This window comes from Azospirillum brasilense (assembly GCF_003349955.1).
Taxonomy (GTDB): Bacteria; Pseudomonadota; Alphaproteobacteria; order Azospirillales; family Azospirillaceae; genus Azospirillum; species Azospirillum brasilense_B.
Genome location: NZ_QLKQ01000031.1, coordinates 53636 through 72167 on the forward strand (window position 1 = coordinate 53636; position 18532 = coordinate 72167).

15 protein-coding genes and 1 CRISPR repeat array are annotated in these 18532 nt (G+C 67.6%); of the genes, 3 read left to right on the forward strand and 12 right to left on the reverse strand.

The features are described 5' to 3' along the window. Positions 1-12: 12 nt before the first annotated feature. From DXK32_RS15410 to DXK32_RS15425, 4 genes are read right to left on the reverse strand one after another with little or no spacing between them, the layout of a single operon-like run. On the reverse strand, positions 13-1503 hold the full coding sequence (locus DXK32_RS15410) for an amidase (protein ID WP_114859312.1): 1491 nt from the start codon (positions 1501-1503) through the stop codon (positions 13-15). Positions 1504-1508: 5 nt separating this feature from the next. Next, a complete protein-coding gene (locus DXK32_RS15415) occupies positions 1509-1934 on the reverse strand; it encodes a nuclear transport factor 2 family protein (RefSeq protein ID WP_162801189.1) in 426 nt (141 codons plus the stop codon). 25 nt (positions 1935-1959) lie between these two features. After that, positions 1960-2748 (reverse strand): enoyl-CoA hydratase, encoded by a 789-nt coding sequence (locus DXK32_RS15420; RefSeq protein WP_114859314.1) that lies wholly within the window; start codon positions 2746-2748, stop codon positions 1960-1962. Beyond that, positions 2748-3989 carry a CaiB/BaiF CoA transferase family protein gene (locus tag DXK32_RS15425; RefSeq protein WP_114859315.1) on the reverse strand — a complete coding sequence of 414 codons (1242 nt, stop codon included), beginning with the start codon at positions 3987-3989 and terminating at the stop codon, positions 2748-2750. The genes DXK32_RS15420 and DXK32_RS15425 overlap by 1 nt, the downstream gene beginning before the upstream one ends. Before the next feature lie 256 nt (positions 3990-4245). Between DXK32_RS15425 and DXK32_RS15430 the strand changes: the two genes are divergently transcribed. After that, entirely contained in the window at positions 4246-5151 is a 906-nt protein-coding gene (locus DXK32_RS15430) for a LysR family transcriptional regulator (RefSeq protein ID WP_114859316.1), read from the forward strand. A gap of 241 nt (positions 5152-5392) precedes the next feature. Next, positions 5393-8441: direct repeats of the CRISPR family, unit length 32 nt; unit sequence GTTTCAATCCACGCCTCCGCGCAGGAGGCGAC. A 190-nt stretch (positions 8442-8631) separates the two neighbouring features. Here DXK32_RS15430 and cas2 read toward each other — a convergent pair. The 8 genes from cas2 to DXK32_RS33500 all read right to left on the reverse strand — a co-directional run bounded on the left by cas2 (position 8632) and on the right by DXK32_RS33500 (position 17384). Beyond that, a complete protein-coding gene (gene cas2 / locus DXK32_RS15435; protein ID WP_114859317.1) occupies positions 8632-8922 on the reverse strand; it encodes a CRISPR-associated endonuclease Cas2 in 291 nt (96 codons plus the stop codon). A 4-nt stretch (positions 8923-8926) separates the two neighbouring features. After that, on the reverse strand, positions 8927-9952 hold the full coding sequence (gene cas1c, locus DXK32_RS15440) for a type I-C CRISPR-associated endonuclease Cas1c (protein ID WP_114859318.1): 1026 nt from the start codon (positions 9950-9952) through the stop codon (positions 8927-8929). Then, entirely contained in the window at positions 9949-10614 is a 666-nt protein-coding gene (gene cas4, locus DXK32_RS15445; protein ID WP_114859319.1) for a CRISPR-associated protein Cas4, read from the reverse strand. The genes cas1c and cas4 overlap by 4 nt, the downstream gene beginning before the upstream one ends. 4 nt (positions 10615-10618) lie before the next feature. Then, a complete protein-coding gene (gene cas7c, locus DXK32_RS15450; RefSeq protein ID WP_114859320.1) occupies positions 10619-11500 on the reverse strand; it encodes a type I-C CRISPR-associated protein Cas7/Csd2 in 882 nt (293 codons plus the stop codon). A gap of 5 nt (positions 11501-11505) precedes the next feature. Continuing rightward, positions 11506-13353: a type I-C CRISPR-associated protein Cas8c/Csd1 gene (gene cas8c / locus DXK32_RS15455; protein ID WP_114859321.1), complete on the reverse strand. Its 1848-nt coding sequence runs from the start codon at positions 13351-13353 to the stop codon at positions 11506-11508. Next, positions 13350-14009, reverse strand: a complete 660-nt coding sequence (gene cas5c / locus DXK32_RS15460) for a type I-C CRISPR-associated protein Cas5c (protein ID WP_114859322.1) — start codon at positions 14007-14009, stop codon at positions 13350-13352. Before cas5c ends, cas8c begins: the two co-directional genes overlap by 4 nt. Positions 14010-14553: 544 nt before the next feature. Then, positions 14554-16827, reverse strand: coding sequence for a CRISPR-associated endonuclease Cas3'' (locus DXK32_RS15465; protein ID WP_114859323.1), 2274 nt, complete (start codon positions 16825-16827; stop codon positions 14554-14556). A 422-nt stretch (positions 16828-17249) separates the two neighbouring features. Next, on the reverse strand, positions 17250-17384 hold the full coding sequence (locus tag DXK32_RS33500) for a hypothetical protein (RefSeq protein WP_282184586.1): 135 nt from the start codon (positions 17382-17384) through the stop codon (positions 17250-17252). Positions 17385-17517: 133 nt separating this feature from the next. Here DXK32_RS33500 and DXK32_RS32685 point away from each other — a divergent pair, with 133 nt between their 5' ends. Both DXK32_RS32685 and DXK32_RS15480 read left to right on the forward strand, forming a co-directional pair. Further along, positions 17518-17793 carry a DUF3489 domain-containing protein gene (locus DXK32_RS32685; RefSeq protein WP_282184587.1) on the forward strand — a complete coding sequence of 92 codons (276 nt, stop codon included), beginning with the start codon at positions 17518-17520 and terminating at the stop codon, positions 17791-17793. After that, positions 17790-18380 (forward strand): terminase TerL endonuclease subunit, encoded by a 591-nt coding sequence (locus DXK32_RS15480; protein ID WP_162801190.1) that lies wholly within the window; start codon positions 17790-17792, stop codon positions 18378-18380. The genes DXK32_RS32685 and DXK32_RS15480 overlap by 4 nt, the downstream gene beginning before the upstream one ends. Positions 18381-18532 lie beyond the last annotated feature (152 nt).

Here is an 18532-nt window from a genome sequence, read left to right on the forward strand (position 1 = left end):
TTCGTCCCCTCCTCACGCCACCTTGTAGCCGGTCGTGCCCGTTTCCCCGTGTTCGGGCGGCCGCCACGCGGTGTCCACCTGCGGACGGCGGGCATGCTCGGGGCGCGCCTGCGCGAAGGCCGCGGCGGCTTCCAGCGCGCGGTCGTCGCGCAGGCGCCGGCCGACGATCTGGACGCCCACCGGCAGCCCCGCCGACGTGAAGCCGCAGGGGACCGCCGCCACCGGCAGCCCGGTGACGGAGAAGGCGTAGGTGCCGAGGAACACGTCGTAGAAGCGCTCCAGCGGCCGTCCGGCGATCTCGGTCGGCAGGGGCCGGTCGAGGTCGAACGCCGCGATCCCCACCGAGGGGGCGATGATGTGGTCGAACCGCTCCAGCACCCGCCGCACCCGGTGCCAGTAGTCGCCGCGCAGCCGCTCCGCCGCGGCCACCTCGCGCACCGAGCGTTTGAGCGCGTCCTCGATCTGGTTGACCAGCGGCACCGTCATCTCCGCCCGGTGGCGGTCGAGCAGGTCGGCATAGCGCCCGACCATGCCGAACGCCCGCGTTCCCATGACGATCTCGCGCAGGCCGCTCACGTCGAAGCCGGCGGCGAGGTCGCCGCTCTCGACGACGCAGCCGAGGTCTTCGAAGGCGAGGGCGGCGGCGCGGGCCAGCCGCGCCACCTCCGGGTCGGTGGGCACCAGCCCGCCGAAATCCTCGACGTAGAGGATCCGCCGGCCGCGCACGGCGTCGGTGCGCCGGGCGGCGGCGGCGAGGTCCATGCCGTCGTCGGGCAGCGAAGCGGGATCGCGGTCGTCCGGCCCTGCCATCGCGGCGAGCATCAGCCCGGCGTCCTCGACGCTGCGGGCCAGCGGGCCCTGGACATGCTCGACCAGGGTGTCCCAGGCGAAGGCGTTGGGATAGACCGGGACGCGGCCCGGCGTCGGGCGGACGCCGACGATGCCGTTGAAGGCGGCCGGCACGCGGATCGAGCCGCCGAGGTCGGTACCGATGCCGATGGGCGCCATGCCGGCGGCGACGGCGGCGCCCGTCCCGCCGCTCGACCCTCCGGAGGTCGCGTCGAGGCGCCACGGGTTGCGCGTCGTGCCGAACAGCGCGTTGGTGGTGTTGACGTCGTGGGCGAACTCCGGCGCGTTGGTCTTGCCGAGCAGCACCGCGCCGGCGCGGCGCAGCCGCTCCACGGCCACCGCGTCCTCGGCGGGCACGAAGTCCCGGCGCAGCCGCGAGCCGTAGGTGGTGCGCAGGCCGGCGGTGTCGACGTTGTCCTTGACGACGAAGGGCACGCCCTCCAGCGGCCGCGGCGCGGCGCCGGAGGCCAGACGGGCGTCGCAGGCGTCGGCCTCGGCGAGCGCCGCCGGGTTGAGGGTGCACACGGCGTTGACCACGCCGTTGACCGCCTCGGTGCGGGCGAGGAAGGCCTCGGCCACGCTGCGGGCCGACAGTTGGCGGTTGCCCACCGCCCGCGCCAGCTCCGCCGCGCCCATGGTCTGGATGTCGTCCATCGCCGTCACCTCCGCGTCCAGGTGCTGGCGTCCATGGTCAGGAGGCGGCGGCGGAACCGCCAGGTGCCGCCGTCGAGCACGATGTCGTCCTCGTACACCCCGCAGTCGCCGATGGCCGGCAGTTCGCCCGCCGGGCCGTTGAAGGCCATCAGGTAGCAGCGGCCTCGCACCGAACCGCCGTCGCCCCGTTCCAGGAGCAGGTTGCCGTTCCAGTGCCGCCGGTAGCCCTGCCGGGTGGCGAGGTCGCGCACCTTGTGCCCGTGCAGAGCGGCCCGGCCGGCGATGCGCAGCTCGTGCGGCATCAGCTCCAGCACCCCGTCCGCCGTGAAGCAGTCGGCGTAGCCGTCGGGGTCGCCGAGGTCGCTGCACAGGTTGTACCGGCTGTACAGACCGCCGATCTCGAAGGCCTCCTGGGCCGAAAGCTCGCTCATCCGACGTCCCTCCCCCGTTGTTCGTTCAGACTCCGCGGAAGCCGGGCTCCCGCTTCTCCTTGAACGCCGCCTGACCCTCGCGATAGTCGTCGCTGCCCAGGCAGACCCGCACCAGCGCATCGACGGCGGCGGTGTCGCGCTCCGCCGCCGGGCGGGCCAGCTCGACCAGGGCGCGCTTGACCGCGCGCAGGGTGAGCGGGGCGTTGCCGCCGATGGCGGTCACCAGATCCTCCACCGCCGCGTCGGCCTCTTCGACGCCGAACCGGCGCCCGACGAGGCCCAGGCGGAGCGCCTCCTCCGCATCGACCGTGCGGGCGGTGAACAGCAGATCGGCCGTCGCCGACGCGCCGAGGCGCGCCGTCACCAGTTCGACGTTGGAGAAGGTGTAGCCCAGGCCCAGCCGCGCCGCCGGAATGCGGAAGCGGGCGTCCGCGGCGGCGACGCGGAGGTCGCAGCTCAGAGCGATCCCGACGCCGCCGCCGAAGCAGGCGCCCCGGACATAGGCGACGGTCGGCTTTCCGGCGGCGGACAGCGCCGCCTGCGCCGCCTCGACCGCGGCGTCGTAGGCCCGCCCACCGGCCTCGCCGCTGCGCATCTCGGAGAATTGCGAGATGTCGGCCCCGGCGCAGAAGGCGACGTCGCCGGCCCCGCGCAGCAGGACGACCCGCACCTCCGGGTCCGCCTCGGCGCGGCGCACCAGATCGGGCAGCGCCGCCCACATGTCGAGCGTCATGGCGTTGCGGCGCGCCGGGTTGTCGATGGTCAGCCGGGCGACCGGGCCGGTGGTCCGGTAGCGGAGCGACGGCCCATCCATCAGATCACCCTCCGGCCGCGGAAATCGGCGACCTCCTGCGGCGTGTAGCCGAGGCCGCCGAGGATGTCGTCGGTGTGCGCGCCGGCCTCCGGCGTGGGGGCGGCGATGCCGGCCGGGGTGCGCGACAGCACCACCGGCTGGCCGACCAGCCGGATGGCGCCGCGGCGCGGGTGCTGCACCGGCACCGCCATGCCCAGATGCTCGACCTGCGGGTCGGCGAACACCTCGTCCATCCGGTTGACCGGTCCGGCCGGTACACCGTGCGCGGTGAGCGCCTCCATCCATTCGCGCGACGGGCGCGCCGCCAGGATGGCGCCGAGTTCGGCGTTGAGCCGCGGCCGGTTGGCCAGACGGTCGGGTTCGCTGCGGAACTCGGGCCGCTCGGCGAGAGCCGGCTGCCCGACGGCGCGGCACAGGCGGCGCCACAAATCCTCGCCGGAGGCGCCGATGTTGATGAAGCCGTCCGCCGTCCGGTACAGGCCCATGGGGGTCGAGGTGGGGTGGTCGTTGCCCGCCTGCTCCGGCACCACGCCGTCGACGAGGTAGCGGGCGGCCTGGAAGTCGAGCAGCGCGATCTGGCTTTGCAGCAGCGACGTCTGCACCCACTGCCCCTCTCCGGAGGTTTCGCGCTCGGCCAGCGCGATCAGGATGCCGACGACGGCGTAGAGGCCGGAGGCGATATCGGCGATGGCGACCCCGGCGCGCACCGGACCCTGGCCGGGCAGCCCGGTGAGCCACATCAGCCCGCCCATGCCCTGGGCGATCTGGTCGAAGCCGCCGTGGTCGCGGTACGGACCGGTCTGCCCGAAGCCGGAGATCGAGGCCAGGACGATGCGCGGGTTGATCGCCCGCAGCGTCTCGTAGTCCATGCCCAGGCGGTGCTTGACGTCGGGGCGGTAGTTCTCGACCACGACGTCCGCGGTGCGGACGAGGCGGCCGAGGATGGCCTTGCCCTCGGGCGTCTTGAGGTTGAGCGACAGCGAGCGCTTGTTGCGGTGGAGATTCTGCATGTCGTAGCCGTCGCGCGGCCCGTTCATGCCATCGTTCGGGTCGGCCCCGGCCGGCGCCTCGATCTTGATCACGTCGGCGCCGAAGTCGGCGAGGACGCGGCAGCAGGTCGGACCGGCCCGCACCCGCGTCAGGTCCAGCACGCGGAGGTTCGCCAGGGCGTCCGACGCCATCGGCCGGTCGCCGGCCGGAGCGGTGCCGGCTCGTTCATGGGGGGTGCTCGACGCGGCCATGTGATCGCCCTCGTTTCCATCCCTGCCCGCGCACCCGGCCGCCGCCCGGCGACCGACATGCGCTCTGGAAGAAACGGTATCATTTGCTTGTCATACAAACGAATTAGATTTCCCGGTAGTCAGCCTTCGCGGAATTCGAAGGCGGAAGCGCCGTTGCGCCGGTGCCGGGGCTGCTGCACACTGATGGCCTGCGGAATCGGACAAGGCGGCCTGTCGAAAACCGCCGCTGGGATCCTCAAGCGGGAAAGGGCGGGGGATGGTTCGGCACGATGTCCAGACGTTGCTGCTGTTCCTGCGGGCGTGCGAGACGAAGAGCATCACGCGCGCAGCCAGCCAGTCGAACCTCGCCCTGTCGGCGGCGAGCCGGCGCATGAAGCTCCTGGAGGAGGGCTGCGGCACCGTTCTGCTGCACCGGCTGCCCTACGGCGTGGAGCCGACCCCGGCGGGGCTGGCGGTGCTGCGCTACGCGCGGGGCGTGTTGGGGATGAACCAGCAGCTCGACGCCGAACTGGCCGACTACCGTGCCGGCGTGCGGGGGTCCGTGCGGGTGTTCGCCAGCAGCTCGGCGCTGGTGCAGCGGCTGGCCGGCGACCTGTCCGCCTTCGCCCGCGCCTTCCCCTCGATCCGTCTGGAGCTGCAGGAGCGCCCGAGCGTCGAGATCGTCGAGGCGCTCTACCAGAAGGAAACCGACATCGGCGTCATCGTGCGCGGGGGCGACCTGTGGCAACTCCGCACCCGGATGTACGCCGAAGACCGTCTGGCCGTCGTCGTGCCATCCGACCATCCTCTGGCCCAGGGCGGCCCGGTCGCCTTCGCGTCGGTTCTCAAGGAAGAACTCGTCACGCTCGACCACGCAACCGCCGTGCACCGGCTCGTGATCAATCAGGCGCGCCGCAGCGGGCAGACCCCGAGGGTGCGCGTGCAGGTCCGCAGTTTCGAGGCCATGTGCCAGATGGTGCTGCACGGGCTGGGTCTGGGCATCCTGCCGGAACTGGCGGCGCAACCCCTGGTGGCCGCCTTCGGGCTGACGCTGTTGCTGCTCGACGAGCCGTGGGCGCGGCGCGAGCTGGCCATCTGCACCCGCGCCGGGGACGAGCTGGACGCCTCGGCGCAGCGCCTGATCGACTTCCTGGTGACCCGCACCGGGGCCGCGGGCCGCTGACGGCGCTGCCAAGTCCACGGTGGTGAGTTGGAAGGAGGCGGGTTGGAAGGAGGCGGGTACCGGGTTTGCCAGGGCGACGCCGGGTGGTCCCCGCCACGCCGGCTCGGGGGGACGACACGAAAGTGCGCAAACTGTCCGGTTCGGTAGACCATGAACCGGACGCCTGCCCGCTTTGCCGCCCGTCCGTCATTTTGTCCGTCCACCCATCGCCGTGTGGGACACCACCTACCTGCGGCACACGGTTTCAATCCACGCCTCCGCGCAGGAGGCGACGGTAGATCGTGGCGATGCTCGCCTGCGCCGCAACGTTTCAATCCACGCCTCCGCGCAGGAGGCGACCTTGTGCCAACCGACCGGCTCCACGCCCGCCACGTTTCAATCCACGCCTCCGCGCAGGAGGCGACCGGCGTCGCATGCGGACCCGACCGAGAAAGGAGCGTTTCAATCCACGCCTCCGCGCAGGAGGCGACGACCACGACGCCGTTGGACCGGTCGCCGCCCAGGAAGAGTTTCAATCCACGCCTCCGCGCAGGAGACGACGTGCGCTCCTGACCTTCGCCGGTGGCGGCTCCTATGTTTCAATCCACGCCTCCGCGCAGGAGGCGACGTGCCGGCGACTGCACAGGCCGTCGACGCAGACCGGGTTTCAATCCACGCCTCCGCGCAGGAGGCGACGGCCCCGAGCACGACGACAAGCACCAGGACGGAGTTTCAATCCACGCCTCCGCGCAGGAGGCGACAATCTCCATGGCGCTAACGGTCACGGTTTCAGCGTTTCAATCCACGCCTCCGCGCAGGAGGCGACGGTGGGGTCGCGCTCGACCACCAGGTGCGCTTTGTTTCAATCCACGCCTCCGCGCAGGAGGCGACAAGCGCGTGCATGAACGGATCGACGGCCTGCGCGTTTCAATCCACGCCTCCGCGCAGGAGGCGACCGCGCCGGAGTTCGCGGTGTGGCCGAGCAAGCCGTTTCAATCCACGCCTCCGCGCAGGAGGCGACACCGTCCGATTGCGGCACAGCCGGATCGCGCATGGTTTCAATCCACGCCTCCGCGCAGGAGGCGACAAACCGCTGGCCGCTCAGCTCGGCAGACAGCACGTTTCAATCCACGCCTCCGCGCAGGAGGCGACGGATTTGTAGCTACAATGCCTCCCGCAAAAACCAAGGTTTCAATCCACGCCTCCGCGCAGGAGGCGACACCCATGGATCACCTCACAGGACGAGAGCGGCGAGTTTCAATCCACGCCTCCGCGCAGGAGGCGACGAGATCACCATGGGCGACGCTGCCCGAGATGCGTTTCAATCCACGCCTCCGCGCAGGAGGCGACTCGGAAGTATTTTGATCTGGCCTGCCGCCGCATCGTTTCAATCCACGCCTCCGCGCAGGAGGCGACCGTAGCTGCACAGGATCTCAGTGCCCTTGGGCAGTTTCAATCCACGCCTCCGCGCAGGAGGCGACGATTTCCTCCTGCCGGCGGGCGGAGAACAGAGCGTTTCAATCCACGCCTCCGCGCAGGAGGCGACGCCGGGCCGGTGCGCGCACCTGTCGTACTGGAACGGTTTCAATCCACGCCTCCGCGCAGGAGGCGACAGTTTGGCGGCGATCACCGCCGGCACCTTGGCGTTTCAATCCACGCCTCCGCGCAGGAGGCGACCGCCGCCTGGGCAAAGTTGATGAAGGTGTTGAGGTTTCAATCCACGCCTCCGCGCAGGAGGCGACAGTAGCCAAGGTGATTTTTGCGACCGTTAACATGTTTCAATCCACGCCTCCGCGCAGGAGGCGACGTCCACCAGCATAAGGCGCATGGCCCCATCGTAGTGTTTCAATCCACGCCTCCGCGCAGGAGGCGACATGGTCTAACCGGGGCAGGGTAGGCCCGCCCCGTTTCAATCCACGCCTCCGCGCAGGAGGCGACGGTCGATGCAGTCGACGCCTACGCGGGCGGCTTCGTTTCAATCCACGCCTCCGCGCAGGAGGCGACATCCCGCGGCGGGTGTCCGGCAAAGTCAAACGCGGTTTCAATCCACGCCTCCGCGCAGGAGGCGACCTCGTCCCATCTGGTGTCCCGCGCGATGGTGGCGTTTCAATCCACGCCTCCGCGCAGGAGGCGACAAGTCCGTAGATCCTTTGCTTCTGGAACACGACGTTTCAATCCACGCCTCCGCGCAGGAGGCGACATCGACCGATACCCCACTTCACCGCAGCTCTTTTGTTTCAATCCACGCCTCCGCGCAGGAGGCGACCTTCGGTCATGCGACGAACTCCCCGGCTACAGCGTTTCAATCCACGCCTCCGCGCAGGAGGCGACCTTGCGGGCCATTGCCTCTATGGCTTCACGGGGTTTCAATCCACGCCTCCGCGCAGGAGGCGACGTCAGGCTTGTCCCACCGTTGCCCATCACGGCGTTTCAATCCACGCCTCCGCGCAGGAGGCGACGCGACCAGCTCGGAGTTCGCCAGCCGGCGCGGGGCGTTTCAATCCACGCCTCCGCGCAGGAGGCGACGGCGGTGGCGTTCGCGACCGACACGTTGCCGGAGTTTCAATCCACGCCTCCGCGCAGGAGGCGACGGTGGACCTGCTGCGGGGCCTCAGTGGTCGGGATGTTTCAATCCACGCCTCCGCGCAGGAGGCGACGGAGGCCGCCCATGGCTGACATGACGCCGGAGCAGTTTCAATCCACGCCTCCGCGCAGGAGGCGACTCACGTAGAAGGGATGCCCGCGGTCGTTGTGGGCGTTTCAATCCACGCCTCCGCGCAGGAGGCGACTGCATGAGGCGTTCGACCGCCGGCCGGTCGCTGTTTCAATCCACGCCTCCGCGCAGGAGGCGACCCTCCGTCGTCTCAAGGTCTTCGGTCCGCTGCTGTTTCAATCCACGCCTCCGCGCAGGAGGCGACCGTCCGGGTCCAAGCGGTAGAGCTTGCCGTTCGCGTTTCAATCCACGCCTCCGCGCAGGAGGCGACCCGGCCAGTCGAGACGCCCCATCACCCACGACTTGTTTCAATCCACGCCTCCGCGCAGGAGGCGACCGGGGTCTCTCCCCGCGGGTCACCGATGAAGCGGTTTCAATCCACGCCTCCGCGCAGGAGGCGACGGCGGCCTTCTCGAAGTCAGCGGCCCGAGTGGTGTTTCAATCCACGCCTCCGCGCAGGAGGCGACCCGAGAAATGGGACTACGCCGTTGGCATGCTGTCGTTTCAATCCACGCCTCCGCGCAGGAGGCGACTTGCACGCGGTCGGCTGGGACAAGGACCGCAGCGTTTCAATCCACGCCTCCGCGCAGGAGGCGACCGCCATAGTATAAGCTATTGACTGTACATGCAAAACGGCAACCAATATGCGAACGAATGTGATTGATGGAAGAGCGACCGTCTCGCATTGCCAGCGTAGGTGCCAAGGCATTCAGAAGCCTTGACTTTTCTGGAGCGCGAATCCTCCCGGAGCATGCATGGGAGCTTGGGGTTCGCACAGGCGCTGACAATTACAGAATTAGAGGCCCATCGAGATCGGTCGGTGTGCGAGCGCCGACATGCTCCACCTTGTGCCGCGCCGACGAACCGAGAAGATAGAAGCGCAGACTGTCGGTCTGCGGCTCGATCAAGCCGAGTAAGGACGCGCGCAGCGCGGTCCATTGTGCGGGATCGACCGTGCATTCGAACACTGAATATTGAACCCGCACGCCGTGGTCCTGGCAAGCCCTTGCCACACGGCGCAAGCGGCGACGGCCGGCCGGGGTTTCCGTGGAGACATCATAGCAGACCAGGACCAGCACCGCGTCACCGCCAGAGGAAGGGAGGATAAGCGTCCAGGTCGCCGCGCAGATGCCGCGCCAGCAGACGGGCCTGCGCGTGCCACATCAGGCCGAAGGGCAGCTTCTCGTTCAGGAAGGGGTGGGTCAGTTCCTCCTTTTTGCGCTTCTGGTAGGCGACCAGCACGGCCTTGCGAGCATCGGCGGTGAGGGCAACGGCACCGGTTTCGCCAATCTCGAAATCGTCGGGGCGCAACTCCTGCCGGTTGATCAGGGTCAGCACCAGCCGATCGGCGAAGGGGGCCCGGAACTCTTCCAGCAGGTCGAGCGCCAGGGACGGCCGCCCCGGGCGATCCGTGTGCAGGAAGCCGACCTGCGGATCCAGCCCAACCGCTTCCAGCGCTCCCCGCACATCGTGGGTCAGCAGGGTGTAGAGGAAGGACAGCAACGCGTTGACGCGGTCGAGCGGCGGTCGGCGCGACCGGCCGGCGATCCGCCATTCCGGCTCGTCGCGCCGGATCATGGCGGCGAAGGCGCCGAAATAGCAGGCGGCAGCATCGCCCTCCACCCCGCGCAGGCGGTCGACGTCGAGCGGCCGGTCGAGCTGGGTCAGGGCGCGGCTGATTGCATCTTCGGCCGACGCCAGCGCGCCGGTCGGATCGGTGTGGTCGCGGCGGTGGCGGCGCAGAACCGTCCGCTGGTTGGCCAGCTTGCCGGCCAGAACGCCGCGGGTCACCGAGGCGGCCCGCAGCGGGTCGTCCGCCGCCCGGTACTGCGCGCGACGCAGCAGGACATTGCCCGACACCGGGCCCTCCACCCGCATCAGGAACCGGCCGGTGTCGGAGAGGAAACCGACGCTGATCCCCTTCTCGGCGCAATGGCCGAGCACATGCGGGCTGGCGCCGACGCTGCCGAAGGCGACAAGGCCCTCCAGCGCGATCATCGGCACCAACGTGCGTGCGCCATCCTCGCGCCGCACCTCGATCGCCTCGCCTTCCCTGGACAGGTAGCTGCCGGGGGTGGTGACGTAGAGCGTGTTCAACAAGCGCTTCATGGCGGATCTTCCTTGGCGGCGCCCTCCGCGGCGTCGGCGCGGAGCATGCGGTCCAGCCAGACGGCGGCGGAACGGGAGCCCGACAGGGTCGGCAGGCAAAACGGTTCCAGCGAGCAGGACCGGCATTTGGGCCCCGGTTCCGGCGGCGGCGTGACGCGGGAGGCCAACAGCGCGTGGAGTTCGCCGGCCAATGCCTCGGTCCGCGCGCGCAAGGCGGCGTCGAAGGCCACCTCCTGCCGCCGCCGGGTTTCCCCGTAGAAGAGCGCGCCGCCCGGCACCTCAAGACCCAGCATCTCCTCCAGGCACAGGCCCTGGGCGCAGAGCTGGACGCGGTCGGCGTCGTGCGGCTTGGCCTTGCCACGCTTGTACTCCACGGGGCAGGGCAGCGGCGGCAGGCCGCGCCGGTTGTGGAACTCCACCACGTCGGCCCGCCCGACCAGCCCAAGCCGCCGATGGCGCAAGGGCACGCCACGCGCGATACGGACCCCGCGCCGCGTTTCGCCGGGTGCGTTGTCCACCCGCTCGTGCAGCACCCGGCCCTCGGCGGTCAGCGCGTTCTCCGCCCAGGCGTCTTCCAGATGGATCAGCCCGCACTGGCGCGCGCAGAAGGCGAGATGCTGAAGGGCCGACAGCGGGACGAGGGCGGAGTCGTCCGCCTCCATGAGGCTACAGCCACTCCTCGATCTTCACCCCATCGGGCAGGCCGTCCCGGTCGATGGTGACGGTGAAGTCGCGGTCGAAGTCGCGCGGGGCGGTCACCCCGTCGTTCATTTCGACGGCCACACGCTTGAACAGTGTCTGCGCCGGCGCCTCGCCGAGGGGGGATTTGTGGCGGAAGGCGATCAGCCGGCGCGCCGCCATCTCGCCGCGCGCGGCCGAGCGGTCCACCTCGAACATGTTCACCAGCGCGCTGCGCAGGATGTCCAGGTCGGCGTCCGAGAAGCCGGTCTGCCGCGCCAGATGCGGCGAGAGGAAGCCGTGGGCGCGGTACAGCCCGTAGGGGACGATGTGCTTGCGGCCCATGGTGCGGTTGTCGCCGCTCTGCTTGTCGGCCTCGGCCTGGGTGGTCACGGCCATGCGGGTGACCGACAGTTCCGCCGGCACGATGGGGTGCAGGCTTTCCGCGAAGGTGATCTGCACCGGCCCGCGCACCTGCCCGCAGTTGACGCCCGTCGTCATCACCGCCCCGAAGGTCCGCACGTCGAAGAAGGTGTCGCACATCCATTGCGTCACCTTGCGGGCGTCGGCCTCGCCCTTCGCCTTGCCCTTGCCCTTGTCCAGTTCGATTCCGTTAGCCTCGTAGGCGCGGGCGTGCTGGTCGTTCAGGATCGCCTTCTCGCGGACATAGATCTCGTAGCCCTGGCGGCCTTCCTGGGTCAGTTGGACGTAATTGCGGATCTTGCGCTTCAGCGAGACGTCGGTGACCAGACCATGACCCGTCTCCGGGTCCAGCCGGGGCATGTTGCCGGCGTCCGGATCGCCGTTCGGGTTGCCGTTGCGGACGTCGAACAGATAAACGAACTCGATGCGGGACTCGTGGATGCCCATGACGGTCACTCCGGATCGGACAAGGTTTCGTCGGGAGCGGCCGGTTCGGTCGAAGCGGCCTTCTCGGGAGAGCGGTAGGATTGTTCGTGGGAGTAGCCGATGAAAAACAGGCCGCGCTGCTCCAGGTCGAGCGTGACGGGAAAACCGGTCAACGCCTCCTGAATGGAGGCTCGGCGCGCCCGCAGCCAATTGTGGGTTTTGACCAGCTTGGGGTCGGGACTGTTCCTCAATTGCTTCAGATGCTTTTCCGAAAGCTGGAGCAGGGTTGGAAACACGGATCGCGGGCTTGCCGAGGCGCCCCCGATGTATTTGTCACGAATATCGGTGTTGATTTCCCTTCCCTTCGCCGCCTTGTCCTGGATTTTCTCCAAGACAGCGAACAGGCGTCCGAGACGGTATCCGGGATCGGTGCGGGATTCGTCGAGACCCACGAGATTGTTCCCCTCTTCCTGGGCGGCTTGGGCGGTGGTTCCGGCCAGCCGGGAGCGGCGCGTCAGCACCGCCTTGATCAGCGCGACGCGCGGGTGGTTCACCGCATGGTCGGCGCGGATGCGGTCGAGCAACACCGCCAGCAGACTGGCCGGATAAGGCCCGCCGACCAGCACCGCGCGCAGCAGGTCGCCGTTCAGCTTGGCCAGCCCCTTGTCGTTCGGGTCGGGCTTGGCGTTGTCGCCGTCGCCCCGGTATTTGGTTTTGGTCTCCATCGCGAGCGCCCAAAGCGAGGGGTAGCGCGGCTGCCACTCCCACTGTCGGACCAGGTCGATGTCGGACAGATGCCGGGCCAGGCGGTCGGCCATGACGCCCAGGCTGTCGCTGCTCCAAAACCGCACCGCCAGCCGCGCCGCGTTCGGCGACAGGCCCAGCACGAAGAAGCGGGCCCCCGCCTCCCCCGGAGCCAGCGCGGCACGGCCCTGGGCCAACCGTTCCAGCGCCTCCTTCACCGCCCGGGCGCGGGTTTCGTCCTCGGGCGGGATGTCGGGACGGGCGGCGACGAGGACGGCGTCGTCTTCGAATTGAGTGGGCCGGTCGGTCCAGAACACCACCGAGACCTCGCCGATGACGAGGTGCCGCTTGTCTCGCTGGGACAGCAGATGATTCAGCGCCGCCGTATAGCCGTGCGCCACGCGGGCGGACACCGGGGCGTTGAGGTTCTGGCTCTTGCCGTAGGACTCGTAGGCCTGTGCGTTGAAGGAAACCAGCGCCGCCCCCGCCGTCTGCGCGCCCGGCACGCCGCCGATGGCCGGGTGGATCGGGGCGATGGGCTGGCCGTACCCGCCGGTGACGAGGCACTGGCCAAGGACCGCCGCCTCCGTCTCGGTGTCCATGGCGCGTTCCCAGGCGGCACGGATCTCCGGCGCGTCGTGGACATAATCGTCCTCGTTCATCGCGCGGAAGACGAGCCAGCCGGACAGGATGTCGGGGTCGGCGACCTCCGGCGCGGTGCCCACCGTCCAGGTCTGGAAGAAGGCCAGAACCGCGCGCGCCCAGGGGTGGTTGCTTCCCGCCAGGACAGCTTCGTGGCGGGCGCGGGCAGCGGCGAACTGTTCTTCTGCCCGGCCGGCGCGGCCCTCCGCCGTGCCGAACAGGTAGCCGGCGGAATCGCACAGGAACCCGGCCTTGACGCCGGAGGTCCGGCGCGGCGGCTGCGGCACCTCCACAAGGGACGGGCGCTTGACCGTCTTGTCCTTCTTGCCGATCTTCTCGTCGGCGCGTTCGTCCTGCACGGTGAAGACGCTGCCGTCCGCGCGCAGCACGATGCAGCCGGTCACCTTCTGTTGGGAATAGCCGTAGGGCGGCAGCGTGCCGGCGTCGCGCAGGCGTTCGTAGAGGCGGTAAAGCTCGGTAAGGATCATAGGCCGCTCCGCCGCAGGCAATCCTGCACGTCCAGCACCCCGTTCACCAACGTGGCGCGGAAGAAGCGTGGCGTCATGCCGTCGGCGAAGTCGATGTCGTGCAGCATCCAGCCGAGGTCGCGCGTGCCGCGCAGGTCGTCCGGCGGTTCGGGCAGGATGTCCGGCGGCGGCTCGAAATAGGCCGGGAACTCGCGGCAACCGAAGCAGGGCTGCCAGACGCATTGCCCCTTGGCGATGCGCCGGCGCGCCATCTCCGCGTGCTTGCCCGGATTGTCCTGCGGTCCGGCCCGGTCGGTCATCTCGAAATGGGCGTCGATGATGTAATCCACGTCGCGCAGGAAGACACTCGCGCGTTGCTGCCGGTCGTCCTCCGGGTGCAGCGCGAGGTCGCTGCCGTTGGCCATCGCCTGCCGCGCCAGACTGTAGGAGGCTTTCGACGCCACCTCGTTGCGGCGGATGGTGTCGAAGCGGATCGGGTTCAGGACGGTGATCCGGTCGATTTCCCAGCGGATCGCCGGCTTCCAATGGATGGATTCGAGAATGCCGCGTGCCGCCGATGGCGTGATCATGTCGTAGGAGACACGCTCGGCCTTCATTTCCGGACGGGAAAACAGGGCACGGGAACCATGGACGCGCAGGCTGATGCCTTGGGACATGCGGGCGCCTTTCGGCTTATGATTCTGCAAAAATTTATACGGAATAAATTTAACAACATCAACCATAAGGATGGATTTTTATGAGAAATGAAAGTAACTAGTTTCCAAAATTTTGAAATTCAACCTAAGATTTATCAATGAAGATCCGGCCGCCCGCATGTTTCATTAGATAAAAAGCGGCCGAAGTTGCAGTACACACATGATATAGATTGCGTTTACGTTTATAATTTCCGTTATTCTCTATCGCCTTTTCCTAGCCATCGAAGGATAGAAGAAAATATATAACGTAAGTTAAATTCAGAATATTTTGTTGATTTTTGATGAGCCTCTGAATAAATGTTAACATTATTAATAATGGTAATTCCCATATTTTTTGAGGGTTCTGGATGCAACCGTTGCGTTTCCCTTGACATAGTTTTCTCCTGCTCTCTCCATGTGGAGAGAATCTTCATAGGTTTTGAGCTACAGATGTTTCAACTCACGCCTTGGAGACGACGGTTCATCTGAAGCTCTAAACTTGGAAAACGCCATCTATGATTTAGAGCTATACCAAATTCTCCATCTCCGTCCGATCTCGCGGATCACGGGTCACCAGCCCAAGCGCCGCATCGTCGTAATAGGACAGATCCGTCAGCAGCAGGAACTGACCGTGCTCCCCGATGGCCTTGACGATGCCAGCACCCATCAGCTGGGCGAGTTGGCCGCGCGGGATGGTGACGATGAAGCGTTGCAGCTTGCGGGCGATGGCGCCGGGGCGCTCGGTGGCCCGCAGGGCGTCGGCCCAGCGTTGCGCCTCCTCGGTGTAGGGGACGATCACCGCCGCCTGGTCGTTGTCGATCAGATGGAAGTCGGCGGCCACCGCGCGGAAGGGGATCGCGTCGCGCCGGTTGGTGGTGGCGAGGCGGCTCCAGGCTTCGGTCCGATCGTAGGGATCGCCGCCGCTGGCGGTCCGCTTGCGTTTGTCGGCGCTGTAGAGCCGGCGGAAATAGGTGGCGATCACGTCGGGATGCAGAGCCTCGTCCCACGGGCGGCCGTCCATGATCTCCCGCGTGAGGTCGCGGCGGCGGTTGAGGTCGGACAGGCCGTTGCGCCGCGCCGTGTCGAAGACGACGACGCGGCCGAACAGGCCGGGACGGCCCTCGCGGTTGCAGCGGCCGGCGCTCTGGATGATGGAATCCAGCCCGGCCATCGCGCGCAGCACCAGGGGGAAATCCACGTCGACTCCCGCCTCGACGAGCTGCGTGCTGACGACGCGGCAGGGGCGCCCCTCGGCCAGATCCGCGCGGATCGCCGCCAGAACGGTGGAGCGGTGCTCGGCGCACATGGCGGCGGACAGGTGGTACAGCCCCTCCACCTCCCGATCCCTCAGCGCGCGGTAGAGGTCGGCTGCGTGACCGCGCGTGTCCAGCACGCAGAGCGCCTGGGTGGCGTTCCGCATCCGGTCGGCCAACGCCTCGTCGTCGAGCAGGCCGGCGTGCTCCACCGTCACGCGCTCCATGGCCTTGTGCAGGGCCGGGGCGCCGTCCTCCGGCATGATGGGGCGGATGCCGGTCAGGCCGAAGGCCAGTGGCCGGTCCCGGTCGAGCGCCGGCTGGGTGGCGGTGCTCAGCAGGATCGTGCAGCCGTAATCCCGCGCCAGCGCGTCGAGCAGAGCGAGGCAGGGCCGCAGATGGGGCAGAGGAAGAAGCTGCGCCTCGTCGAGCACGATGACGGAACGGGCGACGTTGTGCAGCTTGCGGCAGCGCGACGGGCGGGCGGCGAAGAAGGATTCGAAGAACTGGACGGCGGTGGTGACCGTCACCGGGGAATCCCAGTTCTCCGACGCCAGCTTGTGGCGGTCGGGGCCGACGCCCTCCTCGTCCCGGTCGTCGAAGCCGCCGGGCGGCGCGTAGGCGGAATGATGCTCCAGCACGGCGCCGGGCAGGCCGGCGAAGGCGTCCTCGCGGAAGGTTTCGGCGGTCTGCTCGATGATCGACAGATAGGGAATGACGTAGATCACGCGCCGCAGGCCATGGCGTTGCGCGTGCTCCAGCGCGAAGGACAGCGAGGACAGGGTTTTACCGCCACCCGTCGGCACCGCCAGCGAGAAGAGGCCGGGAGGCAGCGCTGCGGCGTCGCGGCAACGTTCCAGAACCTCCGTGCGGATCCGGTTGACGTCGGAGGGGGTGGCCTTTGCCGCCTTGCCGACCAGATGCATCCGCAGGGCGGCGGCCAGCGTCGGCAGGTCCGGCTGTCCGCCGCGCAGGGCCGCCTGCTCCGGGTCGCTGTAGCCCTCGGTCGCCAGGGCGTCGGCGTCGGTCAGGCAGGAGAAGATCATGCGAGCGAAGAGCGCCACGGCGAACCAGTCCGCGAAGGTCGGCAATGGCAGTTCGGCGGGCAGCAGCGGCCCGATCTCCCGCAGCACCTCGGCACGGACGGAGTCCGGAAGCTTCGCCTTCCGCAGGCGGACCGTCAGGCTCGCCTCCTCGTTTCCGTCCATCCCGCCGTCTGGCAGCCCGGCATGATGCCCGGCCACCGCATAGGCAAGCAGCCAGCCGACGGGACTGTCCTTGCCGTAACGCTCCAGGGCGAGGACCGCGCCGGCCGTGGAGTGGTCGACCCGGATGTTTTCGCCGTTCAGCAGCCTTTGAAAGGCTTCGGCGTATTTGCCGGCATCGTGCAGCAGGCCGAGTGCCCGCGCCCAGGCGCCCGCCCAGTCGCTTCCAGGAAACAGGACCGCCGCGAATCCCTCCGCCCTTGCCGCGACACGGAGCAGATGCTCACGCAGCGGCTCCCAAGGATCACCCGGCATTTTTGGCGTGTGAGCGTACCAAGCCATCGCTTATTTCCTCAACATTATAAATTCACAATGATTCACTTCAATCAATCAAGCGAATATTTGTCAATAAATAGGACTCCCCGTTTTCGCACCATGCTTTGACTGATCATCAAAACATTCAACCCCTGACACCTTAGCTCTCGATGACTTATCCGGTGCATGACGGATAACAACGCATTCTATACAGGTCGTTTTAGAGCAGCAATGATTGTGTGGATATCATGTGTAAACAAACAATCCATATCGCTCGCGCCCATTGCACGCCCGCGATTTGAACCTGTGATCGACGGCAGTTTCACCCACCCCATCTTCGAAAGCGGACTGTCCACTTCTGGCGCAAAGCCGTCTTGGACAAAAGTCCGCTTTGGGTCAGGACAAGCCGGTAGATGTCTCCGTTGCCGAGAGCACTCCTCCATTGCTCTTCAAATCTCGGTCTGCCCGGCCAGCGCCAGAGCATCCTCGACCTCAATCCCAAGATAGCGGACCGTGCTCTCCAGCTTGGTGTGGCCGAGCAGGAACTGGATAGCACGCGGATGCCGGTTCCCCCATGCCAGCAAGCGCACCTCACGTTTGCTTTGCTGCCCGCACCCGCCCGGCCCAGTGGCCGGTCAGCTCCGCCTGTCCCTCCTCTCCCCGAATGAAATCCGCGCAACGGCGCAGAGCCATGTCCAGCGGCAGGAACCCGGGCAAGTGCGGTCCACGGCCTCTGGACCGGCCTCCGGAAGCTGGAGCCCACCCCCCCCCGCTGAAGACAGCACCCCGGCCATCTCCAAGCCGGCGCAGGTGATCGTCCTGTTCCGCCGCGAACAAGGCGCCAGCCTCGACGAGATCGTTGCCGCCACCGGCTGGCAGAAGCACACCGTGCGCGGCGCCATCTTCGGCGCCCTCAGGAAGAGGCTCGGGCTCACGATCGAATCGACCCGGACCGACGCCGGCCGCGTGTATCGCATTGTCGATGCCGGTTGACCACCCACACCAAGCGAGAATGGAAGCGTTCCGCCACGGAGCTGCACCGCCAGGACCGGCCCGATTACCTGCGCTGGCGCGACGCCGGCTTCCTGACGATCACGGAGGGGAACCGCATCGACTATGACGCGGTGATTACCCATGTGGTCGGACTGGCCGAGCGGTTCGACCTTCAGGACGTCGCCATCGACCGATGGAACTCCACCGCCGTCACCACGGCGTTGCAGCGGGAGGACATCACCGTCGCCACCTTCGGGCAGGGCTTCGCCAGCATGGCGGCACCCGTGCGTGAGCTGAAGCGCGCTATCCTGGGCGGAGAGTTCCGGCACGGCGGGAACCCGGTGCTGCGGATGTGCTTCGCCAACGTGGTGCCCGAGAAGGACGCGGCCGAGAATGAGAAGTTCACGAAAGAGAAGGCGCGAGGCCGGATCGACGGTGCGGTTGCCGCAGCTATGGCCGTGGGGCGCATCCTGGCGGGCGACGAAGGGCCCAGCATCTATGAGACGGCCGAGCGGCCGGACGGCTTCCTCGTCGTTGGCGACGAAGAAGACGAGATTGACGAATGGGAAGACCTCTTGCTGGTCTAATTTCGGAGTGCATCTCTGCAACACCATTGCCGCCGAGATGCATCTCCGTTCACCGCGAAGCTTTCGCCCATCAAAAACTAGGTCCTGTCTGACGAGCCTATTGACGTTGTGCTTCAGAGCGCAAGGTCAGTTTGATGGCTTACGATGCAACA